The organism is Maribacter sp. R86514, from assembly GCF_044597005.1.
GTDB lineage: Bacteria > Bacteroidota > Bacteroidia > Flavobacteriales > Flavobacteriaceae > Maribacter.
The window spans coordinates 2,498,105-2,524,363 of record NZ_CP138999.1 but is presented as its reverse complement, the minus strand read 5'-3'; the positions used below and the strand labels follow the sequence as shown (position 1 = coordinate 2,524,363).

Below are 26,259 nucleotides of genomic sequence, written 5' to 3'. Positions count from 1 at the left end.
AATATTCACATATGAAGTTTTTTATGAAGAAAAATGTATTAATTATTGCCACTGCGTTGCTACTAAACGCTTGCGGGGCAGGTAAGGTTCTTTTGTCTGTCGAGAATAGTCCCGTTGTCACCTCTATTGATTTGGTAAATGTTGTTGATGATAAAGTTCAGGTAGGGATCAACCCTGGAGCGTTTACAACTTCAACGGTCATATTTAGAATACCTAAGACTGTGCCTGGAACATATAGTTCAGATAATTACGGTAAGTATATTGAAGATTTTGAAGCGCTGGATTATAAAGGGATTGTTCTGCCTAGCACTAAACTAGATGATAACTCTTGGAGTATTTCAAATGCTGCTCAGTTAGATAAAGTTCAATATTGGGTAAATGATACTTATGATACGGAGGATGAAGTAGATGATGCTGTTTTCTCACCGGCAGGTACCAATATCTTAAAGGATAGCAATTTTATGCTTAATCTTCATGGATTTGTAGGTTATTTTGATGGGTTCAAAGAAATACCTTATGCTATTCAGATTAAAAAGCCAACAGATTTAGTAGGTACTACTACGCTTGCTAGAGAAGTAAATAATAAGCCAGATCCTTTGTGGGATGCTTTTAAGGCAAATCGTTATTTTGAAGTAATTGATAACCCAATAATGTATGCAAAACCAAATACAGAGTCTTTTGAGATAAATGGTATTACGGTAACCTTAAGTCTTTTTTCGCCTAATAACGTTTACAAGGCGTCTGATTTAAAAGATAGAATGGTGGCTATGATGGGTGCTCAAAAGAAATTTTTAGGAGATGTTGATAGTACAAAGGAATATGACATCTTATTATATATGTCTGATAATACTGTGCCAGATGCTCATGGGTTTGGAGCACTAGAACATCATACCTCTACTGTGGTTGTGTTACCAGAAGCTATGGATATTGGACGTTTAGAACAGGCTATGGTAGATGTGGTTTCTCATGAGTTTTTTCATATAGTTACACCGTTGTCCGTTCACTCTAAAGAGATTCAGTATTTTGATTTTAACGACCCAAAAATGTCTGAACATTTATGGATGTATGAGGGCACTACAGAGTACTTTGCTAATTTATTTCAGATTCAGCAAGGTCTAATTACTGAAGAGGATTTTTACGAACGTATGTTGGCTAAAATCACTAATTCTAAATTTTATGATGATAGTATGTCTTTTACTGTTATGAGTAAAAATATATTGGAACAGCCTTATGAACCTAATTATGCCAACGTATATGAGAAAGGAGCTTTAATAAATATGTGTCTAGATATTATATTGAGAGAGAAGAGTGGAGGGGAGAAGAGTATGCTTTGGTTAATGAAAGAGTTATCTAAAAAATATGGTACAGACGTACCTTTTAAAGATGATGCTTTGTTTGGGGAAATTGTTTCCATGACATATCCTGAAGTTTATACTTTCTTTAAGCAGCATGTAATTGGTACAACACCTATAGATTATGATGTGTATTTTGCTAAGGTTGGTTTAGTGACAAAGAATGTTGAGGAGCCTACCGGTTACTTTTTTGATGGTCAAGTGCCTTATATGGATGTTGATGTTAAAAATGACAGCGTAGTATTTATTCGTAAGAATATAGCTTTGAATTCTTTCTTTGATGATTTAAAATTGAAGGGTGGCGATATTTTTAGGGTTATCAATGGTCAAGATATTAATTTAGAAACCCTACGTCCGATAATAGGTGAAAGCTTTGGTTGGGCACCAGAAACCGTAGTAAGCATGACTGTAGAAAGAGACGGGGAAATGATATCTGTAGAAGGACCAGTAGGGCAACCTTTAAAGAAGGTCAGGAAAATTGTTCCGTTAGAAGGGGTAACTGAAGAAACCGTTAAGTTGCGAAATGCCTGGTTGAAAAATTAAGAGATAAATAAATTATTGAAAATAAAAAAACCGTCTACTTTTTACAGTAAGACGGTTTTTTATTGAGTTAGTTGTATTGTAATTAACCTACGGTTACACGTTTAAAACCTAAAACAGAAACATCACCATGAGACTCAACATATTTAGCTACGTTGATTTTCTCATCCTTAATGAAGTTTTGGTCTAATAAACATTGTTCTTGGTCCAAAGTGGTATTATCAGATACGAATCTTTCCATTTTTCCTGGAAGAATTTTATCCCAAATTTTCTCTGGTTTACCTTCAGCTTGTAATTGTGCTTTGGCATCTTCTTCTGCTTTAGCCATAACTTCAGGAGTTAACTGCGACATAGAAATATACTGAGGTACATTTTTAAGTGTTTTACCTAAACGACCTAGTTCTTCGTTGTCTTTTTCAATAACAGCTATTCTAGCCTCTGTTTCAGCAGCTACGAATGTAGGGTCAAAATCTTTATAAGATAATGTAGTTGCACCCATAGAAGCAACTTGCATAGAAACGTCTTTAGCCAATACATCAGCAGTCTCAACCTTAGCGGATAGACCAACTAAAGCAGCGATCTTGTTGATGTGAACGTAAGAACCAACATATGGTGCTTCTAATTTTTCAAAAGCCGTGATTTCTAATTTTTCACCAATAACACCAGTTTGCTCAACTAATTTGTCAGCAACTGTCATACCTCCAAAATCAGCAGCTAAAAGCTCTTCTTTAGAGTTGCAGCTAAGTGCTATTTCAGCTAATTGGTTGGCAAGAGAAATAAAGTTCTCGTTTTTACCAACGAAATCAGTTTCACAACCAAGTACTATAGCAACACCAACAGTTTGGTCAGAATTTAACTTAGCAATCGCAGCACCTTCAGATGAATCTCTGTCTGCTCTTTTTGCTGCTACTTTTTGCCCTTTTTTACGAAGTACTTCAATGGCTTTGTCAAAATCACCTTCGGCCTCGACCAAAGCGTTTTTACAATCCATCATTCCAGCGCCAGTCGCCTTTCTTAATTTATTTACTTCTGCGGCGGTAATTTTTGCCATTTTATTTTCTTTTAGGATACCCGTTTTAAAGGGTTGTTCTTAGATTTATTTATATCAAAAATAGAAAAACTTATTCTACACCACCTTTAGTGTTGTCTTGCCATTCTTTAAGTTCGTCCCATTTACCATCAGCAGCCATTTTAGCTTGCTTTGGCCAAGAGGTAGGATCTAAATGAGCCATTCTAGAACTTGCTTCTGTTAAGATTTCTTTGATCTTTTCAGCTTCACCTTTAGAAAGGTCTGCGAATGTAGCGATACCTGCAGCAACTAATGCTTCAGCAGCTTTTGGTCCAATACCTTCAACTTTTGTTAGATCATCAGCCTTCACATCTTTAGCTACTGCTTCTTTTGTAGCCTCAACATTTACCTCAACGTCTGGTACGTTAGCAACCATTGGTGCAGGTTTAGTATCAACCTTGGCTGGAGTTGGAACTGGCTTTTCAGCTGCTACTTTTTTCTTAGGAGCTTTTTCTTTTTTCTCTTCTGAGTTACCTTTTTCAGCCTTACGTTCTGCAAGACCTTCAGCTACTGCGTTGGTAACTTCTGTCATAATGATGTCAATAGACTTTGATGCATCATCGTTAGAAGGTATAAGGTAATCTACATCTCTAGGATCACAGTTGGTATCTACCATTGCGAAAATAGGAATGTTCAATTTTTGAGCTTCTTTTACTGCAATGTGTTCTCTCATTGTATCAACAATGAACAAAGCACCTGGTAAACGAGTCATTTCAGAAATAGAACCTAAGTTCTTTTCTAATTTTGCACGTAAACGATCAACTTGCAATCTTTCTTTCTTAGATAATGTAAGGAAAGTACCATCTTTCTTCATACGATCAATAGAAGCCATTTTCTTAACAGCTTTACGGATAGTAACAAAGTTGGTTAACATACCACCTGGCCATCTTTCTGTGATGTAAGGCATGTTTACTGCAGCTGCTTTTTCAGCAACGATATCTTTTGCTTGTTTTTTGGTAGCTACGAAAAGTATTTTTCTACCTGATGCTGCAATTTTGCTAAGAGCCTCATTCGTCTCGTCTAATTTTGCAACTGTTTTGTAAAGGTTGATTACGTGAATACCATTACGCTCCATGTAGATGTAAGGAGCCATGTTAGGATTCCACTTTCTTGTTAGGTGACCAAAATGTACACCTGCTTCTAATAATTGTTTTACTTCGACTCTCGCCATTTTAAATTTAGTTTACGTTCTTATGAATTAGCAATGATAAAGTGGTATTTCGATTTACAACCGAAAAGCCTTCATCATTTAGATGCTAAACTAATCTTACCTTTAATATTAAGTGATTAAAGGATTTTTAATTGTCCTAAAAGGACTTTCAATGAACTTGTTAATAATCTGGATTTTCCAGTATGATAAAATATAAAAATAGGCACCCAAAAAGGGTGCCTGGTAATCTTGTAATTCCGAATTAACGTTTCGAGAATTGGAATTTTTTACGTGCTTTCTTCTGACCGAATTTCTTACGTTCAACCATTCTAGGGTCTCTAGTTAATAGACCTTCTGGTTTTAAGACTGTTCTGTTCTCAGCATCAATCTCACACATTGCTCTAGATAAAGCAAGACGAATAGCTTCTGCTTGACCAGTGATACCACCACCGTAAACATTTACTTTTACATCGTAAGTATCTAAGCTTTCAGTTAATGTGAAAGGTTGTTTTACTTTGTATTGAAGTGTTGCAGTTGGGAAGTATACGCTTAAATCTTTGTTGTTAATAGTGATATCACCATTACCATCAGAAAGATATACTCTAGCTACAGCGGTCTTTCTACGACCAATTTTATGAATTACTTCCATCTTATTTAATGTCTTTTAAATTAACAACAGTTGGCTTTTGAGCTTCTTGACCGTGCTCTGTACCTGCGTAAACTTTAAGGTTTCTAAAAAGTTCTGCTCCTAATCTGTTCTTAGGTAACATTCCTTTTATTGCTTTTTCAAGAATACCTTCTGGATTTTTATCCAATAATTGTTTTACACTAGTAGTACGTTGACCACCTGGGTAGCCAGTGTATCTCATATATGATTTATCAGACCACTTGTTTCCTGTAAGAACAATTTTCTCTGCGTTGATAATAACAACATTATCACCACAATCAACATGAGGGGTGAAACTTGGCTTGTGCTTTCCTCTTAACAAATAGGCGACTTTTGAAGCCATGCGTCCTAATGTTTCTCCTTCGGCATCTACCAATAACCACTCTTTGTTTACAGTTGTTCTGTTGGCCGAAACGGTCTTATAACTTAATGTATCCACTACTGCTATTTTTAACTATTATTTTAATCAATCCCTAGAAAGGGGCTGCAAATCTACAATTATTAACTTGAATTGCAAATACTTGTTTCTTATTTTTTTACATTTTTTAAATAAATGTAATATCTAACTACTTTGTCTTTATTGAGATACTGTTAAACTTATAGGTTTTATTACTGTTTCTGTAACAATTACAATTCTTTTGTGTCTCTTCATTATCACATCAATCAACCAAAGAACGCACAGTTATGAATAAATGTTTATCCCTAAGTATCTTATTTCTACTATTTCTAACGACAGTAGTAGCTCAAAAAGATGTTGCAAAGGTACAAAGGGAATATATTACCAAGCAACTTACGTTAGGAGAAGAAATTACAATTGACGGAGAATTGTCTGATAAGGCTTGGGATACTGTATCTTGGGATGGGGATTTTACTGTTTTTGATCCTAATAATGGAGAAAAACCAAGTCAATCCACAAAATTTAAGATTACCTACGATGCCAAATTTCTTTATGTAGGCATTCGATGTTATGATAGTATTCCTTCTAAAATAGAAAAAAGACTTGCAAGGCGCGATAATTTTTCTGGTGATTGGATAGAGATTAATATAGATAGTTATAACGATAAAAGAACCGGTTTCTCTTTCAATATTTCTGCCGCAGGCGTAAAGGGGGATGAGTTTATATCTCAAAATGGAGATTTTTGGGATGCTAGCTGGAATCCAATTTGGTATACTGCTTCTCAAATTGATGCGGAAGGATGGACTGCTGAGATGAAAATACCTTTCAGTCAATTAAAATTTGGAGAACAAAAAGAACAGATTTGGGGTTTACAATTGAACAGAAGATTTTTTAGGGCAGAGGAACGTTCTCTTTGGCAACCTGTTTCGTTAGATGCCCCGGGCTGGGTAAGTGAGTTTGGTGTACTTAGGGGACTTATTGATATTCAACCACAAAAACAATTAGAAATTCAACCTTTTTTGGTAAATCAATATGACGCATACCCTTCGCAAGATGGTAATCCATTTCGTGATGGTAATGATTATAGGTTAAATGCTGGATTAGATGCTAAAATTGGTTTGACAAATGATTTGACTTTAGACTTAACCGTAAATCCGGATTTTGGTCAAGTAGATGCTGATCCCGGAGCTATTGCTTTAGACGGATTTCAAATCTTTTTTGAAGAGCGACGACCTTTTTTTATCGAGAACAAGAATATTTTCGATTATGAGTTTGCCGATGGTAACGACAATATTTTTTATAGTAGAAGAATAGGAAGAAGTCCGCAAGGTTTTGCAACGACAACACCAGATGAATTCATTGATCAGCCAACCAATAGTACAATTTTGGGTGCTGCTAAGTTCTCTGGCAAAACCAAAAACGGGTGGTCATTGGGTCTTTTAGAAAGTGTCACCGGTAAAATGTATGCAGACATTGAAGATGTTGTAGGTAACAAACGTTCAGAACTTGTAGAACCACTAACTAATTATCTGGTAGGTAGGGTGCAAAAAGATTTTAATGAACGTAATTCTTTTATTGGTGGAATTTTTACTGCTACAAATAGAAATATACCAGATAATCTAGATTTTTTAAGAAGTGGTGCATACACCGGCGGTTTTGATTTTAAACACAATTGGAAGGATAGAAATTATTATGTGGAAGGCAACATTGTTGGTAGTCATGTTACAGGAAGTGAAGATGCCATTACAAGAACGCAAACTAGTATAACGCACCTTTTTCAAAGAGTTGATGCAGATCATGTTTCTGTAGATCCTAATAGAACCTCGCTTACAGGTACTGGTGGTAAAATAGAGATAGGTAAAGCAGGTGGTGGTAATTGGAGATATGATGGTGGCGTCATTTGGCGATCACCCGAATTGGAACTTAATGACATTGGGTTTCTAAGACAAGCAGATGAAATAAAACAAACTGCATCTATAAGTAGATTGTTTATTAAACCCACTAATTTCTATAGAAGGGCAAATATGGAATTAAGTCAGTATTCAACCTACGATTTTGAGGGTAATTATAATAGAATTCAATATCAGTTTGAGGGATTTATAAATTATAAAAATAATTGGTGGACAGAAGTTGGGGCGGCGCATAAACCCCGTATATTCTCTAATACCGTATTACGTGGCGGACCACGTTGGCGTTGGTCAGATGAAAATTTTGCATATCTATTTTTCGGTTCTGATAGTAGAAAGAAACTAAGTTTTACCTTGGGTTATGTAAATAGTCAAGCAGCCGAAAAAAACTTTTCCTTAGCGCGTTATGTGTTTAGATTATACTACCAACCTTTTGATGCTTTTAACCTGTCTATCTCTTCTGAATTTGAAGAGAATCCTAATATAACGCAATATGTTACCGAAACCAATTTTAATGGAGATGCTAGATATATTACCGGTAATATTGATCAAAAAACGTTTAGTACTTCCATCCGTTTTAATTATAGTATAAATCCTAATTTATCTATTCAGTATTATGGCGAGCCATTTATTTCTAGAGGAACGTATACTGATTTTAATTACGTGAATAATCCCATTGCAGAAAGCCTCAATGAGCGAGTAACTTTATTTTCTGAAAATCAAATTTCACAATCTAATAATATTGATAATTATTTGATTGATGAGGATTTTGACGGAATTACAGATTATCAGATTGAAAATCCAGATTTTTCATATGTCCAGTTTCGATCGAATTTAGTATTGAGATGGGAATATGTGCCTGGGTCGGAAATCTTTTTGGTCTGGTCTCAAGGGGTTGTAGGGGCAGGGAATCCTGGTGAAACTTTGGGTAGGAATTTAGATCGTCAAATACTAGGGCAGAAAAAAGATAATACCATTTTGTTAAAGGCAACGTATAGATTTATACTCTAAGTCCCCGTCCTTGTTAGGTAGCTGTTGGTTCAGATATGTAATAATAAGTTGATTTTTTCGTTTTTAAGCTTGTACAACCAAAAAAACTAAAAAGATGTATAAGCATATTTTACTAATTGCAGGAGTAGTATTAACACTGGTATCTTGTAGTTCTGACAAAGATGAGACCCAAAATGAAGCAGAACTCAATAGTGCGGCTATTATAGGTACTTGGGATGCTACAGAACTTGAAATTGACAATGAAACAGCAAGTGACGATGCTAAATTTGGAAAACAGATTCTAGATTTTCTTACAAAAGAAAATTGCTTCATTATTACTTTGCAGTTTAATGAAGACTTAACGGCTAGCGCTTCTAATTCCGCAAATTATATTGAAGTTAACGCAACTGCTACGGGTTTAGATATTCCTTGCCCAACAGAATCTGATGTCAATGAAAGTACTTATACTTTTGATGGGGAAACTGTAACTACCATAGATGAAAATGGTGAGGAAGTGGCAATAGGTGTTACTATTGACGGTAATGTAATGACATTAGATGCCAGCGATCTTGATATTCCTAACTTTTCAGAAGACGGGCAATTGATTTTCGTGAAGCGATAAACTATATTGAATTATAGTAATAAATGACCCTTGCACTTTGTGTGAGGGTTTTTTATTGCTTGTAAAATTTAGTTTTTACATTTTGATGTTCAGATTGTATGGTAATCATGTACAAACCTTTTTCAAGATTGAAAACAGGAATATTTAGGGAATTTCTTTTAATATCCCATTGGTGAAAGATAATTTGGGTTCCGTAACTATCTCTGATGCTTATAGCCGCATTCGAATCATTTTTGAGTCCTAAGACATTGATGACATTCGTTGCAGGGTTAGGAAAGACTTTTATGTCTTGCGCAGCTAGTTTGTTTGCTCCAAGGCTTATCAAAAATACTATGATTAGAAGTCTTTTCATGAAAAATAGCGTACCTCATTGTAGAAGTACGCTATATGCTAACGTTTTAAAAATACATTTTCGTCTTCCTTTAAAGAAACTTTAACTTTCTAAAATGTGAAATAGGTTTCGCTAGTAGATGTATTGTTGTTGCTATCTTTAGAAACTACACGAGCAATATATTGCTCTCCGGCTGTAATATTGTAGTTGGTGCTTTCATTTGTTGTATTCTCAAGAATCAATTCTAAGTTACCTGAGGTGCCAATGTAAACATCGTAGGTTGATAGGTCGTCATCTAGGTCTTCACCTGTCCAAGATACGCTTACTGTACCATCACCATTATCTGAGACACTAATTTCTGCAGGGAAGGGAGCAAAGTTCTCTGTGCTGGTACCTTCGGAATAGAAATTCCATGAGTCGCTCGCCAGTGTTTTTGAACCCAAAATTGCAGTTACACCCCATGAAAATTGCGTGCCTTTAGGTAGTCCTACAGTAAGTGATGTTGTGGTTACAGTTCTTGTGTCGGTAGAATTAGTTTCTTGATTAGTAATTTCAAGTTCATAGGAAGTTGCATTGGCTGAGGCAGACCATTTAAGCTCTATGCTAACGCCGTCTGTACCATTATCTTCTCCTTCTGTACATATTAAATTGTTTTCAGGAAATATAAGATTAAATGCGCCCAGTTCTTTTTCTGTTTCCTCTGGCTGATTGTTGTTGCTGTCGTCGCTTCCACCGCATGACGCAACTAATAATCCCACAAAAATTAATTTTATAACTAATCTCATTTTTTTACAAATTTTAAGTTGATTTCTTTTTCTCCATCTATAATTGTTAACATATAGACGCCAGGAGAAAGATTGGAAATATTCATTTCTAATGTGCCATTACTTATCTGTTTGCGCTCTTGTAGAGTTGTTACCCCGCTTAAGTTTGATAAGATAATTTGAGCATTAGTCATAATGTCCAGACCTTCAACTCGTAACATATCAGTCACTGGGTTTGGAGATAAAATAGCATTACTGAGTACAATACTATCATTAAAAACACCTTGGCAAATTTTATCCGTTTCTATTGTAATGAAATTGGAGCCTTTATCTAGCGGAAATGATAATTGCTGATTATCACTATTGTCAACTTCAAAGGAATACACTTTCTCATTAACTAAAACTTGGTAATTCTTACTTCCAGAAACCACAACACTTGCTTTTTTAGCGGTGTAGTCTATAACGGTTTTACCAGAAATAAATTCTTCGGGAGTTTCAATTGTTACTGTGTAGCATTGCTCATAACTTGGATACTCAGGTATGGTTACACATACCGAATACGAACCAGAAGAAAGATCTGATCTTACTAGTCCATTTGATGCGTTAATGTTATTAAAAGTGTTATCTAATAGCATACCGGTGATTTGAACCGTGTAAATGTAATCCTCAGTGAAAGAAACAGAAATTTCACCATTTGCCGTATTTGGACAACTGGTACTTGCTACTTTTACTTGAATACCATCATTTGGAATATCTGGGAGCGTATTTTCGACAATAGTACACCCGCTCGAATCTACAGTCTCACCTGTAGGGGTGTTGGGACAATTGTCATCGGGATCTGTTACGCCGTCATTGTCAGAATCTATTACTGTGGTCACTGTACAGCCATTTTCATCAACTGTATCTCCTGTTGGAGTATTTGGGCAATCGTCATCAGTATCTGCTACACCGTCATTGTCAGAATCTATTACTATGGTCACTGTACAGCCATTTTGATCAACTGTATCTCCTGTTGGAGTATTCGGACAATCGTCATTAGCATCTGTTACACCGTCATTGTCAGAATCTGTTACTGTGGTCACTGTACAGCCATTTTCATCAACTGTTGAATTTGCTGGTGTATTAGGGCAATTGTCTATATCATTGTTAACACCGTCATTGTCATCATCCAGTTGGCTTTGTGAGCAACCATTAGTATCAACGGTTTCTCCTGCTGGAGTATTTGGGCAGTTGTCATTAGTGTTGATTATTCCGTCATTATCGTCATCTCCAACGGCAGTAACATTTGCTCTAATTACGGTATTGTCTAGTAAAATTCTGTCTCCGGTTTGACCAGATTCAACTCTAATACCTAAATCTAACATTTCGTTGGAAGTTGGTATAAAAGTTGTTGAAAAAGTTTGCCAACCTGATGGACTAGGTGTAGTGCTAAATTCAGCAACAATCTCACCAAATACACCGCCTTCTGTCAACTCAAGTTGTAAAGTGGTGAAAGTGCCTTCTAGTACTTGATAATCTATTGAGATTATATATTCTACACCTTTGTAGAACTGCAATTCGTTTTGGAATATTGAATTTGATGAAGCACCACCTGTAATTAACTCCACACTATATTGTAGATTATCACTAATGTCTGTGTTTTTTACCCAGCTCCCTAATTGGATATAAATACCCCATTTTGCCAAATTAGCACCACCTCCATAAGACCAATCTTCAAAACTAGGGTCTTCTAATAGATTTGAACCATCTATTGTAACTTCACAGCCATCATCATCTACAGCAAGAGCAGTATTAGAAGTGTTTGGGCATAAATCATTATTATCTAAAACACCATCATTATCCGCATCTGGTAAAGGGTCTCCTAAAACCCTAAGATTGTCAAGAATGATTATACCTGTTTCAGTGGTGTTAGCTCTAAAAATAAGTCTAAAAATATGCGATTCATCGGTAGTGTTTGTGTCAAAATCAAAAGAGAAAGTATGCCAGTTGCCATCCGTATTAAATGTTGTATACTCTCTTAATAAAGGTATTCCATATGGGTTTCCGTCTTTTGAGATATGAATTTCAGCACTAACGTCCGTGCCTCTTTTTATTTTGTAATCAAAGGCATAGGTATAAGTTGTATTGGTTGCTAATTGAATAGCAGTAGTATTTATGAGTTCTGTTTTAAATTGTAGAGAATTATCTAAATCTAGCTCTAAAGATGAAGATCCGTCTGTGGCATCCGTACTTTGAATGATGCTATTTTCATTTTCAATAGTCCAATCTTCAGGTGTGGTCGGGTTTGTTGACCAATTTTCAAAACTAAAATTCTGTGTGTAATTAACTTGATTGTTATTGCTTACTATACAACCTTGGCTGTCTACGGTATTGCCAAATGGTGTATTTGGGCATTGGTCATTGCTATTTGTTACACCATCGTTATCATCATCTAATTGATTTTGAGAGCAACCATTGACGTCAACGTTTTCCCCAGTTGGTGTGTTTGGGCAATTGTCATTAGCATTGTTTACTCCGTCATTGTCATCATCTAATTGATTTTGAGAGCAGCCATTGGTGTCTACTGTTTCTCCTGTAGGAGTGTTGGGGCAATTGTCATTGCTATTTGTTACACCATCGTTGTCATCATCTAATTGGCTTTGGGAACAACCATTGGTATTAACGGTTTCACCTGTTGCAGTGTTTGCACATTGGTCATTATTGTTTGACACGCCATCGCTATCATCATCTAATTCACTAACGTTGAGAGTTATTTTATTTTTGTAAAGTGTTAATTCTGGAAGGTTTGTGTTGGTGATTACACAATCATATACACCGCTGTCTGTAGTTTTAAGACCTGTTATACTAAAAGTTGATTGGTTGGCGTTAATTATATCGATTTCATTTTTTCTCCATTGATAGGAATTTTCTATATGATTTGTTCCATTTACTTCAAGATTTAAATTAGTATTTTCATTAAGGGTTATATTTTGTACTTCATCAACATTGGCTTGAGAACCATAATTCGAGTTTGCTTGATTCGAAATGGAGTTTTGTAGGTCACTAAAGACAAAATTGTTATCTCTTACATCAAAATATGTCATATCTTGAACTGGAAATATCGGTAGTGTTCCACTAAAATTATTACCAAGAATTCTAAACATAGTAAGGTTTTCAAGTTCAGTTAACTCTTCAGGAATATTTCCTTCTAGATTATTCCAATACACAAATATTCCCTCTAAAGAAGAAATGTTTCCTATCTCAGCTGGTAGTGAACCTGTAAATTCATTATCACTTAGACTTAGTATTTTAAGTTTAGTTAAATTTTCAATTTCATTGGGTATTGTTCCGTAAAAATTATTATCTTCTAAGCCAAGTTGTTCTAGGTTTTCTAATTGTAATACCACAGTTGGAAAAGTCCCTGATAAATTATTAGAATAAAAGTTTAAATTAATTAATAAGTTGAGGTTTGCTATTTCAGGGGGTAATACTCCTGTTAAATTATTGTTTTGCAGTCTTAAATGAATAACTCTGCCATCTGTATTTGTGGATACACCGTACCATGTATTCATATCAGCGCTAAGGTCCCATGAATTAGTCCAATTATCTCCGCCGGTGGAATTATACAATGCAATCAGTGCGTCACGATCAGTAGCTGAACTACCCTGAGAAAAAAGTTGTGTTGCAATCAAAAAGAAAACTGCCAATAGCAGCTTAGTGTAGTTTTTAATCATAGTAAAATATGGTTAGCAAAACACTAATATAAATATTAGCGTTTCGTTAACAGAATATTTTCGTCGAAATACTACAATTGTTTCTTACAAAGTGTGGTTCATTTATTACAAATATTAGCATTAATGGGCAACCAACCAGTTATCCCCCATACCAACTTCTACATCTAAAGGAACTGCAATTTTGTATGCATTTTCCATTTCAGATTTAATTAGCGTCTGTAATTCTTCTAATTCTGGCTTGTAAATATCAAACACCAATTCATCATGTACTTGTAAAAGCATTTTAGACTTATAATTGCCTTTTTCTAGTTTGTTATGAATATTGATCATAGCGATTTTTATGATATCTGCGGCACTACCTTGAATAGGTGCATTTACGGCATTTCGCTCTGCAGCACCACGAACTATAGCGTTACTTCCATTGATATCTTTTAAATAACGTCTTCTTCCTAAAACGGTAGATACGTAGCCATTGTCACGTGCAAAATCTACTTGCTCGCTCATGTAATTTCGCAATTTTGGGTAGGTCTTGTAGTACGTGTCTATTAATTCTTTTGCTTCTTTTCTTGACAAGTCCGTTTGGTTACTTAATCCGAATGCAGAAACACCATAGATGATTCCGAAGTTAACTGTTTTCGCATTGCTACGTTGCTCTCTAGTCACTTCTTCCAAAGGCACATTAAATACTTTTGAAGCCGTAGAGGCGTGAATATCTTCACCATTCTTAAAAGCTTCTATCATTGTAGTTTCTTCACTTAACGCAGCAATAATACGTAGCTCTATTTGTGAATAATCCGCTGCTAATAAAGTATAATTTTCATCTCTTGGTACAAACGCTTTTCTTACTTGTCTACCGCGTTCTGTTCTAATTGGTATGTTCTGTAAATTTGGATTATTACTGCTTAAACGACCTGTTGCCGCAACGGTCTGCATATAGTCTGTATGTACTCTGCCTGTAGATGGTTCTACTTGTTCTGGCAGTGCATCTACATACGTGCTTTTCAATTTGGCAAGACCTCTATAATCCAATACATTCTGAATAATTTCATGGTCTTTTGCCAAATTGGACAATACATCTTCTGCAGTAGAATACTGACCTGTTTTGGTCTTTTTAGGCTTGTCGACTAGTTTTAGTTTGTCAAACAGTATTTCGCCTAGTTGTTTGGGTGAACCAATATTGAATTCTTCACCGGCAACTTCGTAAATTTTCTTTTCTAAATTGCTAATGTCATTGTTCAGGTCTTCTGAAAGTGAATTCAAGAATTTCTCATCTAAATTGATGCCTTCCAATTCCATGTCCGCCAAAACGCGTAATAACGGAATCTCAATGTCTTGAAATAACTTTTCGGTATTGGCTTCCTTTAATTCTGGTCTAAAATGTTGTGCAAGTTGATAAGTGATATCTGCATCTTCAACAGCATATTCCGTTTGTTTTTCTAAAGGAACATCGCGCATGCTTAATTGATTCTTTCCTTTTTTACCAATAAGTTCTGTGATGGAAACGGGAGTGTAGTTTAAATAGGTCTCCGCCAGTACATCCATATTATGGCGCATATCCGGATTAATTAGATAGTGTGCCAACATGGTGTCAAATAAAGGTCCTTTTACATCTATATTATATTTATCTAATACTTTAATATCGTACTTTAAATTCTGACCTATTTTTTCAATTTCTTCAGATTCAAAGAATGGGCGTAATTCATCTAAAAGTGTCTGAACTTCTTCTTTATTGTCCGTGAAGGGGATGTAATATCCTTTTGTTGCTTCCCAAGAAAAAGCAATACCAACTAATTCCGCTGTCAAAGGATCTAAACCTGTAGTTTCGGTGTCAAAACATACAGAGGTTTGCTGCATTAAGCTTTTTAGAAATAATTTCATTGCCATACCAGGAGCAACACTTTGGTAGGAGTGTGCAACATCTGCAATGGTCTTTCTGCTTGAAAAATCTTTAACGGTTGCACCAGCATCTGCAGGACTTCCAAATAGCGAGAACTGTCCTGATCCAGCATCTTGTATCTCTTTTTTAGCGACTGGTTTGTTTGTAGCTTCTGTATTCGCCTCTTCGGCTTCCGCAGAGAATAATTTTATAAATTGATCTTTTAATCTTCTAAACTCAAGCTCTTCAAATATTTTCTGAACTTCTTCGGCATTTGGTTCAGACATTTCATAATCACTAGCATTAAAAGTAACATCAACATCTAAACAAATAGTAGCTAATTTTTTAGAAAGCAAACCAAGTTCACCATTGGCTTCTACTTTTTCTTTCATTTTACCTTTAAGCTTATCGGTATTCGCCAAAAGCCCTTCCATTGAATCAAACTGCTCTATAAATTTCTTGGCAGTTTTATCACCAACACCCGGTAAACCAGGTATGTTGTCACTGGCGTCACCCATCATACCTAAATAATCAATAACCTGTTCTGGTCTTTGAACCCCAAAACGTTTATGAATTTCAGGAATACCCCAAATCTCAATACCGTTACCCATTCTAGCAGGGCGATACATAAATATATTTTCAGATACCAGTTGTCCAAAATCCTTATCTGGCGTTACCATAAAAACTTTGTAATCTTCTTTTTCAGCTTGCTTTGCCAGCGTTCCAATAATGTCATCTGCTTCCCATCCTTCTTTTACTACTACAGGAATCTGCATTGCATTTAAGATATCTTGAATATAAGGTACGGCAATACGGATGGCATCAGGAGTTTCTGATCTGTTGGCTTTATACTCGGGGAATAACTCAGTACGTTCGGCACTACCTCCCTTATCAAAACAAACGGCTAAATGATCTGGTTTTTCACGACGAATAACATCGAATAAAGAATTCATGAACCCCATAATTGCCGAGGTATCCATTCCTTGAGAGTTTATTCTAGGGTTTTTTATAAGTGCGTAGTAACCACGAAAAATTAGTGCGTATGCATCTAGCAAAAAGAGTCTTTTTTGATCTGCCATTTTTGAGTATTGATTGTAAAACGTTAAAAGTACAAATTGATAGGGAAACAATAGGTGGGATTACGCTATTGCTTCGTCAATTTATGGAGCAGTGTTGATAAGTTATTTGTTCAAATAACTATCTGAAGGATTGTTTACATGACCTTCTTTAGAATAAGTTCTATAACTAAATCCTGGGTGAATACAATAACCGCCTGTTTCGCCTTTTTTGTTAATGGCGATAAACCCTATTTGAAAATCTTGTTTGTCCTTATTTTTTGCAATGATGCGTTTTACACCTTCTTCGCATGCCTCTTGTGGCGATTTGCCTTGTCGCATTAATTCAACAATTAAAAAACTACCAACTGTTCTTACAACTTCTTCACCAACACCTGTTGCCGTAGCGCCACCAACTTCATTGTCAACAAAAAGTCCGGCTCCTATAATAGGCGAGTCACCAACCCTGCCTGCCATTTTATATGCCATGCCACTAGTGGTACATGCACCGGCAATATCGCCATCGGCATCAATTGCTAACATACCAATGGTATCATGATTTTCTATATTTATAATAGGTTTATATTGTGATGTTTTTTTCCATTCTTCCCAAGCTTGTTTCGATTCTTCGGTTAGCAAATCTGTTTTCTCAAAACCTTGTTCGTAGGCAAACTGTTCGGCTCCTTTGCCGGCTAGCATTACATGCGGAGTCTCTTCCATTACCTTTCTTGCTACAGATATGGGGTTTGCAATATTCTGTATTGCCAAAACCGCTCCACAATTACCGTCTTTGTCCATTATACAGGCATCTAAAGTAACATTGCCATCTCTGTCTGGTCTGCCGCCATTTCCTACTGTGCTATTGCTTAGGTCGTTTTCTTCTACCATGACCCCTTGGTGAACGGCATCTAATGCATTACCTCCTTTCTCTAAAACCTCCCATGCTTTGGCTGTTGCATTGCCAAAATTCCATGTACAGATTGCAATAGGTAGAACAGGCGTTACTTCTGCCTCTTTAACTACAGGTATTTCTTTGTATGTGGCTAATACGGGTGCCGATACTATTCCTGCAGCGACAGTAGTAGAATTTCTTAGAAACTTTCTTCTTTTCATGGGATGGGTTCTTTACTTTTAGTGACCTTAAATATAGGAATATGATTGTAGAAGTTTGTGCTAATTCATTGGAATCTGCTTTAGTTGCCGTACGTGCCGGAGCAGACCGAATTGAGTTGTGTTCTGAATTGGCGGTTGGCGGATTAACACCTTCTTACGGATTGTTGAAAGCGGTAAAGGAACAAGTTTCCATTCCTGTACATGTTCTGATTCGTCCACGTAGTGGAGATTTTACCTATTCAGCTAATGAATTGAATATGATGATTACCGATATTGAATTATGTGTTGAATTAGGTTTTGACGGAATTGTATCGGGAGTACTCTTAAATGATTTTTCGTTGGATGTAGCACAAACTCAAAAGTTGAAATCAGCGGCAGGTAATTTGAAATTCACCTTTCATAGGGCATTTGATTGGGTGAAAAATCCGTTGGAAGCATTAGAACAGCTTGATGCTATGCAAATTGATTATGTGCTTTCATCAGGTCAACAAAAGTTGGCACCTTTGGGTATCGAACTATTAGCGGAATTAAAAAAGAAAAGTAAGACCGTACAGATTATGCCTGGGTCTGGTGTAAATGCTGGTAATATTGATGTTTTTAAGAATAATGGCTTTAATGCGGTTCATTTGTCGGGTACGGCTATGATTCAAACACTGGCTCAGGAACCCGCTATAACTATGAATTCAGAGCGCTTTTTAAGTGATGTTTATATAGCAATTACGCAATTGGAAAATATTAAAGCGGTAGTTAACAAGGTTAAATAAAATGCAAATGAGCTTATATACCGCTGTGATACAGATATCTTTGTAAAAATTTTAGTCATGATTCGTTGGTTTGTTTTTGTCTTAGCTTATGTTGCTTTAAGTTTTTATGTGCTTCAGGCATTAAAAACCATAACCAAACAACCATGGTGGTCATGGATTTATATTGCAATATCATTAGCGGTCATGTTAAATTTTATCTACCAATTTTCTGTAGGGGAAGAGACAGGTCGTGTTTTAAGTATATCTAAAAGTTATGCTTTTGGTTTTTTATTGACCATGTTAACGTTCAATATCATCACTATCTTATTCTTGTTTTCTGAAGATATATATCGTTTTATAGCAGGTGTATATCAAAAAATGTATGGTGAGGAAAAGCAATTCGGACTTCCGGCACGTAGACGTTTTCTAAGTTTATTGGCGCTAGGAGTAGCTGCCGTACCATTTGGGGCGCTGCTATATGGTATGTACAAAGGGAAGTACAATTTTAAAGTATTGAAATACGATTTAGAATTCGAAGATCTTCCCGATAGTTTTGATGGGTACCAGATTACCCAAATTTCAGATATACATAGTGGTAGTTTCGATGATAGAAAAAAGATTGAATACGCTGTAAACCTTATTAATCAGCAGAAAAGCGATGTACTCTTGTTTACGGGCGATATGGTGAATAATATGACTTCTGAAATGGAGCCGTGGGCAGATCTTTTTAGTACCCTTCATGCAAAAGATGGTAAGTTTTCAGTTTTAGGTAATCATGATTACGGTGATTATATTCCTTGGGATACCGAAGAGTTGAAACAACAGAATTTGGAAGACCTAAAAACATTGCAAAAAGAAATGGGTTTTGATCTTTTGCTTAACGAGCATAGATATTTACAAAAAGGGGATGATAAGATTGCTTTGGTGGGAGTAGAGAATTGGGGAAAAGGCGGATTCAAAAAAGCCGGGGACCTAAAAAAAGCTGCCTCACAGATTAATGCCGATGATTTTAAAATTTTAATGAGTCACGATCCATCGCACTGGGAAATGGAAGTAATTAAAGATGCATACCATTATCATTTAACTTTAAGCGGACATACGCACGGAATGCAATTTGGTATTGAAATACCCGGTTGGATCAAGTGGAGTCCCGTAAAATGGAGATACCCTTATTGGGCGGGTATTTACAAAGAAATGGGGCAATTCATTAATGTAAATAGAGGTTTTGGCTTTTTAGGATATCCTGGTAGGGTAGGTATTTGGCCAGAAATCACGGTAATAACTTTGAAGAAAAAGGCATTAACATGATTTTAACCCTCTTACTGCGCTACTATTGGGGTGTTAAGAGTAGTATTTTAACAATTTTTATTACATTTGGCTAACAAAGAAAAGCATTTTATATGTCCAAATTTGGTGAATTAATAGATTTAAAAGTACCTGTTCTTCTTGACTTTTATGCAGAGTGGAACGAGCAGTCAACTGCAATGCATTCTGTATTAAGAGATGTAGCCGCTGCTTTAGGTAGTAGGGGTAAGGTTATAAAGATAGATGTAGATAAGAACAAAGAGCTTTCTCAGGCTTTACGTGTTAAGGGTCTACCTACGCTTATGATCTATAAAAAAGGTGAAATGGTATGGCGACAAAGTGGCGAACAAGATGCTACTACTCTAATGGGTATTCTTAAAGAATACGTTTAAAATTTAATATTATTTAGAACATAAAAAAGCTTTGAGTGTAAACTCAAAGCTTTTTTTTATGCGCTATTTTGACAGAATATCTATTCTACAATTTCAGTTTTAGTATTGTCAGGTAAAATGGTGTCAGAAACCGGCATGGTATCCATCATATCTGGATTGGTCTGCTGCATTTCTTCAAGCATGTCCATATCGTCCTCGTCTTTATAGAAGTGTTGGAACTTATCTATATACTCATTGAATATTAAGGTTTCTTTTTCAGCAACATCCTCGCTATCATTGGTTATGATCATATCTATATTACGTCTATAAGCTTCCATATCTGCAATGATGTCATCAATATTGCTGTATTGCTCGTCTAAACTTGTAGAAGCGTAATACTCTAATCTTTCTTGGTATTTGCCTTTCAACTTTTCAAAGAGAGCACGTGCTTTCTGGCTTTCACCAACCTTATAATAGCCGTCTACAAAAGGTTCCACTAAAGTGTAGTATCCAAATTTATCTACAGGCATGTTGGTCAATGAAATCTCAATGATATCTTTAGCCTTGTCCATTTTGTTCTCCTTTATCAAAGCTTCCGTTAAACGAGCTAAATTACCTCTAAAAGATACGCTCTGAATACGGGTTTGTGTATCGTGGTATATGTCGCCACCTGCATTACCCCAATCCCATCCGGTAACGATATCATACATTAATTCGGTATCAATTCTTCCTAATTCAAATGCGTTAGGTCTTTCTGTACGAATAGGTACGAGCTTATACGCTAAACCATCTAGTTGAAGATAATCTTTCATCCATAAGTACTCAGCATCGTCAAAACTACCTCCAGAGAAATATATAGGACGTTTCCAGTCGTTGTTTGCTAGTATGTCTAGCATCATCATGCTCTTCTTAGTAATAGCGCCCGGTAAGTCAATATCAATGTAATCTACAATAAGGTCTGCGTCTTTTGCTTTGACCAAGCCGCTGCTTAATACATTTTGTTTATTTACAGGAACCCTAATTTTATTAGTAGGGTAGTAAACCATATTTTGAGTATCCTCAGAATACTGACTTAAATCTGCACCATTTTGCTCAAATAAATACTTAAGCTTTGTTCTAGGTTTATCGCTGTCGATCCAATTGATGAAGTCCTTAATTGGCCATCTATTCTCTGTAATACCTTGGTGGTATAGCACATCTCTTGATCCCCATCTATATTTTTCATGTGTAATCTGAGAAGGTATAGGTGCACTTTCATAAGCGGCAACCTTCATTTGATCCACATACCAATCTGTTTCAAAAAGACTGGTGCAAACTATACGAACGTCTGTTCTGTAGTGTTCAATCTCCTGTGCGTACCAAATTGGGAAGGTGTCATTATCACCAATGGTAAATAAAATAGCTCCTGCATCTTCCTGGCAAGAATCTAAATATGCTTTTGCAGACGAATTTGCCGTGAATTTGCCAGATCTATCATGGTCATCCCAGTTTTGTACCGCCATTACCGTTGGTACGGCAAGTAATGTTACAACAACTACTGCAGGGGCTAATATTTTAGGAGTGATCCATTCTTTAAAACTATCATACAATCCATAAACCCCTAAACCGATCCAAAGAGCAAATACATAGAATGAACCTACAAGTGAATAATCTCTTTCACGAGGTTGAAAAATTCCAGGGTTTGTATAGAACTGTATAGCTAGTCCGGTAAACAGAAAGAACATCAATAATACCCAAAATTGTTTTTTGTCTTTTGAGAGTTGAAAAACTATACCTATGATTCCTAAAATTAATGGCAAAAAGAAATAGGTGTTTCTGCCTGGGTTATTTTTTATATCGCTTGGTAAGTTCTCTTGACTGCCCAATCTCATGCTATCAATGGCGTTAATGCCACTTAACCAATTTCCGTTTTCATTATAGCGACCCTGAACGTCATTCTGTTTTCCAACGAAATTCCACATGAAATAACGCAGGTACATGTAGTTGAATTGAAACTCGAACATGTATTCAATATTATCCCATAAGGTTGGCGGCTGTACTTCTATATATTCATCAAAACGTTTTAAGAAGCTTATATACTGGTCGGCGCCAATTTCGCCATTTGCAAAACCAATTTTAACTTGTTCTGCAGCTTGTCTTAATTCTTGATTTGGTTGTGTGATCCTAAAATTTAAGGCTCCAAAATAACGCATGTAGTTTTCGGCATTTTGCGAACTCCACATTCTAGGTAACAAACCTTGGTGTTTAGGGTTGGGACCTTGAACGGCATCTTTGTATTTATTTACAATAATGTATTTTCCTAATGTGTAATCTTTCTCATATTTAGGTTTACCATCTTGATCTTCGCCTGCAGGTGCAAACATATCTGAATAATAGGTACCGTAAACGGGACTATCAACACCTGGGTATTGCTCTCTATTATAATATGCTAAAAGTGCTCTTGCATCTTCTGGATTGTTCTCATTGATAACAACTTTGGCATTTGCTCTAATAGGCAACATTAACCAAGAAGAAAAACCTAGAAATAAAAACATCATACACAGAACAATGGTATTGCCTGTCTTATAATTGTTTTTACGGGTATAGTTTAAGCCGAAGTAAAAAGCAGCTATAAATAATAGACCAATGATAATAGAACCTGAATTAAAAGGTAGACCTATACTATTAATAAAGAATACCTCTCCCCAACCAAATAATTTAAGTACGTAGGTAAGTGAAAACTTATATACCAGCATTAAAATGGCTATAACAATGATGTTAGCTAATAAAAAGTTCTTTACTGTGGTCTCTTTGTAGGTTTTAAAATAATAAAGTAAACCAATTGATGGTATTGCCAAGAAGCCCATAAACTGAACTCCAAAAGTTAACCCGACAACAAAAGATATTAATACAAGCCACTTGTTTCCACGAGGGTCATCAAGATTATCTGTCCATTTTAATCCTAGCCACAACAACAAGGCCATGATAAAACTTGCCATAGAATATACCTCTGTTTCTACGGCATTGAACCAAAAGCTATCTGAATATGTAAATGCCAATGAACCTACTAAGGCACTACCAAATACTGCAATTGCTTTGCTATTGGTGAAAGGACCATCGTTATCTATTAATTTTCTGGTGATATTGGTAATTGTCCAGAACATGAATAAAATGGTAAATGCACTTGATACGCCGGAAACTAGGTTTACCATCATAGCAACTTGACTTGGTTCTAAAGCGAACATTGCAAAAAATGCGCCTATCATTTGTAGTAAAGGTGCTCCTGGTGGGTGACCCACTTGAAGCTTGGCTGCTGTTGCTATATACTCTCCCGCATCCCAAAAACTATTGGTGGGTTCAACGGTAATGTAGTATGTAATAAGGGCTATAAAAAATACGGACCATCCTAATATAGTGTCCCACTTGTGGTAGTTCTTTGAAAACATGAAGCTTGGGTTAAACCTAAGTGGCGAATTTACTAATTAATATAGAAAGGAATGAACTATTTTTATAAACCTTTAACATGGGTAAAGCATATTTTTTTCATTTTTACTTAAAAAAATGTTTGGTGAAACAAAACTTTGTTTTAAATTTGCAGCCTCTTAAAAAGGTATTGGCCCATGGTGTAATGGTAACACTTCGGTTTTTGGTACCGTCATTCAAGGTTCGAGTCCTTGTGGGCCAACTAAGAGAACAAAGAAAATCCTGATATCATTTGATATCGGGATTTTTGTTTTTATGACCTATGTCATTTTAAAAGCCTTTTTAAAGCTAGTTCTTTGCTATTCATACGTACATAAGTACTTAATGTGAAGAAATGGTTAACTGTGTGTCAGTATTTTTGTACATTTAAACCGATAACGTTACAAATACATCGGAAAAGAAACCATTTCGACAATGTTATTATATACTTTGGTACCCTAAAGAACTTAACCCTATGAAACTCTCTCCAAAAGTTTTAAAGATTTTATTGATTGTTGTTTTACTTGGATTTGGAATTGGATTCTACTTGCAAGATGTGAAACATGAAGAAAGTACTGCCCATGCTTGGAAAGCGAATCGTTATAATTTAGATCGCTTCAACAAGATCATGGAGTACAATAATAAAATGAACTCTTCTAACTGGAGAGTGCTTAAAGATAGTATTGATCAACAGCTAGATACACTAATGATACTTCGTTTTCGTAAAGAAGTAGATAGTTTAGAGGATTCTGAGCCACAAGCATATAGTGATCAAGTTGAGGTACATGCATCTTTCATGCCTCAATAGTTTAATCAAACTTCCTAATTTTATAGATTTCTTTTTAGTGCGAGGTCTCCGGGTCAATTTGTTCTGGAGTGTCATCTTCTATCTCTAAAAGTTCTTCGTCTTCTGATTGTCTAATTGCGTCTTCGGCTAAATTTCTTTCGGTTATTTCTTCGTCAATTTCATCTAGCATGGTACCCATTTTTCGTTTATCACGTATCATAGCCCATGTCATTACTAAGCTAGTAGCTATTATAACGAATAATAGTATGCCAGATTCAAATCCTTCAATTTGTGCTTCCATAGGTATGGCATAGAAAAGTAGTACGGTAATTAATCCCCTTGGGGCAATGAATAACTGCGGTAACATGTCTTTGCCAACAAAAACTATAAGTATCAAAAACCGTATGACATAAATAGATGCTATAATTAATAAACTTACTATAGCAACATTTATGCTCAGTAATGATGAAAGTACTATGGTGATACCAAATATTACAAAGAAGAAAGTTCTGACTACAAATGCAGTTTCTAGAGTGACGATGTGCAATTCATGATAAATTTGTTGCATTCTTTCCTTTTCAAGAAAGATTTTGGTCTTACCGGGGAAAAATAAGTTGACATTTTTTACGATCAAACCAAATATTAGAATGATAATTAAAGATGATAGGTGCATTTTCTTTCCTATGGCATAAAGAAGTAACAGGACAGAAATCAATAAAAATAGTTTTGCTTGGCTTTTTATGCGTTGAAATACTAAAATAATCGCATAACTGGCAACCAATGCTATTACTATAGTTACAACGAAATTTATACTGAAACCAGCAACACCCGAGTCTTCTGCGGGATTTAGTTTTCCTGTTAAAAAGTAGAACATCATAATACCCATGATATCAGAAAAAGTACTCTCATAAATATGGAATTCTTTTTTAGCTTCACTTAGTCCGCCAACGCTTGGTATAATTATGGCGCTAGAAAGAATAGACAACGGTGTGGCATATAACCATGCAGATTGCATAGTCATATTAGGGATAAATTGGTATAGAATCAAGGCGGCAACATACGCAGAGCCTACCAAACCAATTAAAGCAATGGCCATTGATTTGAGAATGGGCCATAATTTTTCTTTTTTTAATTCTAGTTCTAAAGCAGCTTCTAAAACGATCATTATAAGACCAACAGTACCTAAAATTTCTAAAGAACCTTTAAAGTCTGGAATCTCTGGTATAAAGAATTCTAATCCTATTTTGATAAGAATCCCCAGAACAATGAGCATGAGAACTGCTGGTATATTCGTTTTTTTAGAAATGCCGTTAAAAAAGAATGATAAAACTACAATTAAAGAAGCCCCTATGATAAGGTTGTAAGATGAAATAATTTCCATTACGTATTATTTTGGTTGGTGTTTTGCTAAAAATAAGATAATTTCTAAAAGAGGATATTTTTGAGGTATTAATTATTTATTTAGATTGTTTTCATAGTGAGTGAATTAGGTGGGAATAGTCTATTGTAGGAAATTAAATTTATTGTATATTTGCAAAGCTGAAAGGATATAAAAGTATTCATGAGGGGACAATTAGTCCCCTCTTTTATTACTTATTATTTATGCTAAAGGAAAAAGTAAAAGAATTATTGGAACAAGGTCTTCAAGAAGACCCCTCCCTATTTTTAATCGATTTCACTATGGGTGCTGATAATAGCATTCATGTTGTAATAGACGGTGACCATGGGGTTACGGTTAGCGATTGTATAAAAATAAGTAGGGCTATTGAACATAATTTAGATCGCGATGAACACGATTTTTCCCTTGAGGTTGCCTCTGCTGGTGCAGCGGCTCCGTTGGTTATGCCGCGTCAATATGTAAAAAATGTTGGCAGAAAACTTGAAGTTCGTACAAATGACGATAAGTTTGAAGGAAATTTAACCGCTGTGAACGATAATTCTATTGTTCTGGAATGGAAAGCTAGAGAGCCTAAGCCTATAGGTAAGGGGAAAGTGACTGTTCAGAAAAAAGAAGAAGTAAATTTTTCAGATATTATTAAAGCAAAAGTTGTATTAAAATTTTAATT

19 protein-coding genes and 1 tRNA gene are annotated in these 26,259 nt (G+C 35.7%); 9 read left to right on the top strand and 11 right to left on the bottom strand.

Going from position 1 to position 26,259, the window contains the following annotated elements:
* Nucleotides 1-11: 11 nt before the first annotated feature.
* Nucleotides 12-1,895, top strand: a complete 1,884-nt coding sequence (locus SJY30_RS11070; protein WP_396632245.1) for a peptidase M61 — start codon at nucleotides 12-14, stop codon at nucleotides 1,893-1,895.
* 82 nt (nucleotides 1,896-1,977) lie between these two features.
* Here SJY30_RS11070 and tsf read toward each other — a convergent pair whose 3' ends face one another.
* The 4 genes from tsf to rplM all read right to left on the bottom strand — a co-directional run bounded on the left by tsf (nucleotide 1,978) and on the right by rplM (nucleotide 5,217).
* The gene (gene tsf, locus SJY30_RS11065) at nucleotides 1,978-2,943 is read right to left on the bottom strand and encodes a translation elongation factor Ts (protein WP_036151832.1); all 966 of its coding nucleotides are present in this window, start codon (nucleotides 2,941-2,943) and stop codon (nucleotides 1,978-1,980) included.
* Between the two features lie 70 nt (nucleotides 2,944-3,013).
* On the bottom strand, nucleotides 3,014-4,132 hold the full coding sequence (gene rpsB, locus SJY30_RS11060) for a 30S ribosomal protein S2 (RefSeq protein WP_396632244.1): 1,119 nt from the start codon (nucleotides 4,130-4,132) through the stop codon (nucleotides 3,014-3,016).
* Nucleotides 4,133-4,373: 241 nt separating this feature from the next.
* Complete coding sequence (gene rpsI / locus SJY30_RS11055) at nucleotides 4,374-4,760, bottom strand: 30S ribosomal protein S9 (protein ID WP_036151836.1); 387 nt, start codon at nucleotides 4,758-4,760, stop codon at nucleotides 4,374-4,376.
* Nucleotide 4,761: 1 nt separating this feature from the next.
* A complete protein-coding gene (rplM, locus tag SJY30_RS11050; RefSeq protein ID WP_036151839.1) occupies nucleotides 4,762-5,217 on the bottom strand; it encodes a 50S ribosomal protein L13 in 456 nt (151 codons plus the stop codon).
* A 245-nt stretch (nucleotides 5,218-5,462) separates the two neighbouring features.
* On the opposite strand from rplM, the gene SJY30_RS11045 reads away from it, so the two are divergent.
* Both SJY30_RS11045 and SJY30_RS11040 read left to right on the top strand, forming a co-directional pair.
* Nucleotides 5,463-8,093, top strand: coding sequence for a DUF5916 domain-containing protein (locus SJY30_RS11045; protein WP_396632243.1), 2,631 nt, complete (start codon nucleotides 5,463-5,465; stop codon nucleotides 8,091-8,093).
* A 94-nt stretch (nucleotides 8,094-8,187) separates the two neighbouring features.
* A complete protein-coding gene (locus SJY30_RS11040) occupies nucleotides 8,188-8,694 on the top strand; it encodes a hypothetical protein (protein WP_396632242.1) in 507 nt (168 codons plus the stop codon).
* A gap of 52 nt (nucleotides 8,695-8,746) precedes the next feature.
* Here the strand turns inward: SJY30_RS11040 and SJY30_RS11035 are convergent, their stop codons facing one another.
* The 5 genes from SJY30_RS11035 to SJY30_RS11015 all read right to left on the bottom strand — a co-directional run bounded on the left by SJY30_RS11035 (nucleotide 8,747) and on the right by SJY30_RS11015 (nucleotide 17,546).
* Nucleotides 8,747-9,046 (bottom strand): T9SS type A sorting domain-containing protein, encoded by a 300-nt coding sequence (locus SJY30_RS11035; RefSeq protein ID WP_396632241.1) that lies wholly within the window; start codon nucleotides 9,044-9,046, stop codon nucleotides 8,747-8,749.
* Nucleotides 9,047-9,135: 89 nt separating this feature from the next.
* Nucleotides 9,136-9,810 (bottom strand): hypothetical protein, encoded by a 675-nt coding sequence (locus SJY30_RS11030; RefSeq protein WP_396632240.1) that lies wholly within the window; start codon nucleotides 9,808-9,810, stop codon nucleotides 9,136-9,138.
* On the bottom strand, nucleotides 9,807-13,502 hold the full coding sequence (locus tag SJY30_RS11025; RefSeq protein ID WP_396632239.1) for a thrombospondin type 3 repeat-containing protein: 3,696 nt from the start codon (nucleotides 13,500-13,502) through the stop codon (nucleotides 9,807-9,809). Before SJY30_RS11025 ends, SJY30_RS11030 begins: the two co-directional genes overlap by 4 nt.
* Before the next feature lie 120 nt (nucleotides 13,503-13,622).
* Nucleotides 13,623-16,457, bottom strand: coding sequence for a DNA polymerase I (polA, locus tag SJY30_RS11020; RefSeq protein WP_396632238.1), 2,835 nt, complete (start codon nucleotides 16,455-16,457; stop codon nucleotides 13,623-13,625).
* Between the two features lie 102 nt (nucleotides 16,458-16,559).
* Entirely contained in the window at nucleotides 16,560-17,546 is a 987-nt protein-coding gene (locus tag SJY30_RS11015) for an isoaspartyl peptidase/L-asparaginase family protein (RefSeq protein WP_396632237.1), read from the bottom strand.
* A gap of 41 nt (nucleotides 17,547-17,587) precedes the next feature.
* Here SJY30_RS11015 and SJY30_RS11010 point away from each other — a divergent pair, with 41 nt between their 5' ends.
* The 3 genes from SJY30_RS11010 (at nucleotide 17,588) to SJY30_RS11000 (ending at nucleotide 19,986) form a co-directional block, all read left to right on the top strand.
* The gene (locus SJY30_RS11010) at nucleotides 17,588-18,310 is read left to right on the top strand and encodes a copper homeostasis protein CutC (protein WP_396632236.1); all 723 of its coding nucleotides are present in this window, start codon (nucleotides 17,588-17,590) and stop codon (nucleotides 18,308-18,310) included.
* A gap of 57 nt (nucleotides 18,311-18,367) precedes the next feature.
* Complete coding sequence (locus SJY30_RS11005) at nucleotides 18,368-19,597, top strand: metallophosphoesterase (RefSeq protein ID WP_396632235.1); 1,230 nt, start codon at nucleotides 18,368-18,370, stop codon at nucleotides 19,595-19,597.
* A 92-nt stretch (nucleotides 19,598-19,689) separates the two neighbouring features.
* On the top strand, nucleotides 19,690-19,986 hold the full coding sequence (locus tag SJY30_RS11000; RefSeq protein ID WP_396632234.1) for a thioredoxin family protein: 297 nt from the start codon (nucleotides 19,690-19,692) through the stop codon (nucleotides 19,984-19,986).
* An 80-nt stretch (nucleotides 19,987-20,066) separates the two neighbouring features.
* On the opposite strand, the gene SJY30_RS10995 is transcribed toward SJY30_RS11000, so the two are convergent.
* The gene (locus tag SJY30_RS10995) at nucleotides 20,067-23,390 is read right to left on the bottom strand and encodes a DUF2723 domain-containing protein (protein ID WP_396632233.1); all 3,324 of its coding nucleotides are present in this window, start codon (nucleotides 23,388-23,390) and stop codon (nucleotides 20,067-20,069) included.
* A gap of 168 nt (nucleotides 23,391-23,558) precedes the next feature.
* On the opposite strand from SJY30_RS10995, the gene SJY30_RS10990 reads away from it, so the two are divergent.
* Nucleotides 23,559-23,629, top strand: a tRNA-Gln gene (locus SJY30_RS10990).
* A gap of 252 nt (nucleotides 23,630-23,881) precedes the next feature.
* Nucleotides 23,882-24,214: a hypothetical protein gene (locus SJY30_RS10985; RefSeq protein WP_051941699.1), complete on the top strand. Its 333-nt coding sequence runs from the start codon at nucleotides 23,882-23,884 to the stop codon at nucleotides 24,212-24,214.
* 34 nt (nucleotides 24,215-24,248) lie between these two features.
* On the opposite strand, the gene SJY30_RS10980 is transcribed toward SJY30_RS10985, so the two are convergent.
* A complete protein-coding gene (locus SJY30_RS10980) occupies nucleotides 24,249-25,574 on the bottom strand; it encodes a cation:proton antiporter (RefSeq protein WP_396632232.1) in 1,326 nt (441 codons plus the stop codon).
* Nucleotides 25,575-25,795: 221 nt separating this feature from the next.
* Between SJY30_RS10980 and rimP the strand changes: the two genes are divergently transcribed.
* Nucleotides 25,796-26,257 carry a ribosome assembly cofactor RimP gene (rimP, locus tag SJY30_RS10975; RefSeq protein WP_396632231.1) on the top strand — a complete coding sequence of 154 codons (462 nt, stop codon included), beginning with the start codon at nucleotides 25,796-25,798 and terminating at the stop codon, nucleotides 26,255-26,257.
* Nucleotides 26,258-26,259 lie beyond the last annotated feature (2 nt).

What these genes read in the sequence shown, in the direction of transcription:
- SJY30_RS11070 (WP_396632245.1), top strand. Translation starts at nt 12, where the DNA reads ATGAAGTTTTTTATGAAGAAAAATGTATTAATTATTGCCACTGCGTTG.
- tsf (WP_036151832.1), bottom strand. Translation starts at nt 2,943, where the DNA reads ATGGCAAAAATTACCGCCGCAGAAGTAAATAAATTAAGAAAGGCGACT.
- rpsB (WP_396632244.1), bottom strand. Translation starts at nt 4,132, where the DNA reads ATGGCGAGAGTCGAAGTAAAACAATTATTAGAAGCAGGTGTACATTTT.
- rpsI (WP_036151836.1), bottom strand. Translation starts at nt 4,760, where the DNA reads ATGGAAGTAATTCATAAAATTGGTCGTAGAAAGACCGCTGTAGCTAGA.
- SJY30_RS11045 (WP_396632243.1), top strand. Translation starts at nt 5,463, where the DNA reads ATGAATAAATGTTTATCCCTAAGTATCTTATTTCTACTATTTCTAACG.
- SJY30_RS11040 (WP_396632242.1), top strand. Translation starts at nt 8,188, where the DNA reads ATGTATAAGCATATTTTACTAATTGCAGGAGTAGTATTAACACTGGTA.
- SJY30_RS11035 (WP_396632241.1), bottom strand. Translation starts at nt 9,046, where the DNA reads ATGAAAAGACTTCTAATCATAGTATTTTTGATAAGCCTTGGAGCAAAC.
- SJY30_RS11030 (WP_396632240.1), bottom strand. Translation starts at nt 9,810, where the DNA reads ATGAGATTAGTTATAAAATTAATTTTTGTGGGATTATTAGTTGCGTCA.
- SJY30_RS11025 (WP_396632239.1), bottom strand. Translation starts at nt 13,502, where the DNA reads ATGATTAAAAACTACACTAAGCTGCTATTGGCAGTTTTCTTTTTGATT.
- polA (WP_396632238.1), bottom strand. Translation starts at nt 16,457, where the DNA reads ATGGCAGATCAAAAAAGACTCTTTTTGCTAGATGCATACGCACTAATT.
- SJY30_RS11015 (WP_396632237.1), bottom strand. Translation starts at nt 17,546, where the DNA reads ATGAAAAGAAGAAAGTTTCTAAGAAATTCTACTACTGTCGCTGCAGGA.
- SJY30_RS11010 (WP_396632236.1), top strand. Translation starts at nt 17,588, where the DNA reads ATGATTGTAGAAGTTTGTGCTAATTCATTGGAATCTGCTTTAGTTGCC.
- SJY30_RS11005 (WP_396632235.1), top strand. Translation starts at nt 18,368, where the DNA reads ATGATTCGTTGGTTTGTTTTTGTCTTAGCTTATGTTGCTTTAAGTTTT.
- SJY30_RS11000 (WP_396632234.1), top strand. Translation starts at nt 19,690, where the DNA reads ATGTCCAAATTTGGTGAATTAATAGATTTAAAAGTACCTGTTCTTCTT.
- SJY30_RS10995 (WP_396632233.1), bottom strand. Translation starts at nt 23,390, where the DNA reads ATGTTTTCAAAGAACTACCACAAGTGGGACACTATATTAGGATGGTCC.
- SJY30_RS10985 (WP_051941699.1), top strand. Translation starts at nt 23,882, where the DNA reads ATGAAACTCTCTCCAAAAGTTTTAAAGATTTTATTGATTGTTGTTTTA.
- SJY30_RS10980 (WP_396632232.1), bottom strand. Translation starts at nt 25,574, where the DNA reads ATGGAAATTATTTCATCTTACAACCTTATCATAGGGGCTTCTTTAATT.
- rimP (WP_396632231.1), top strand. Translation starts at nt 25,796, where the DNA reads ATGCTAAAGGAAAAAGTAAAAGAATTATTGGAACAAGGTCTTCAAGAA.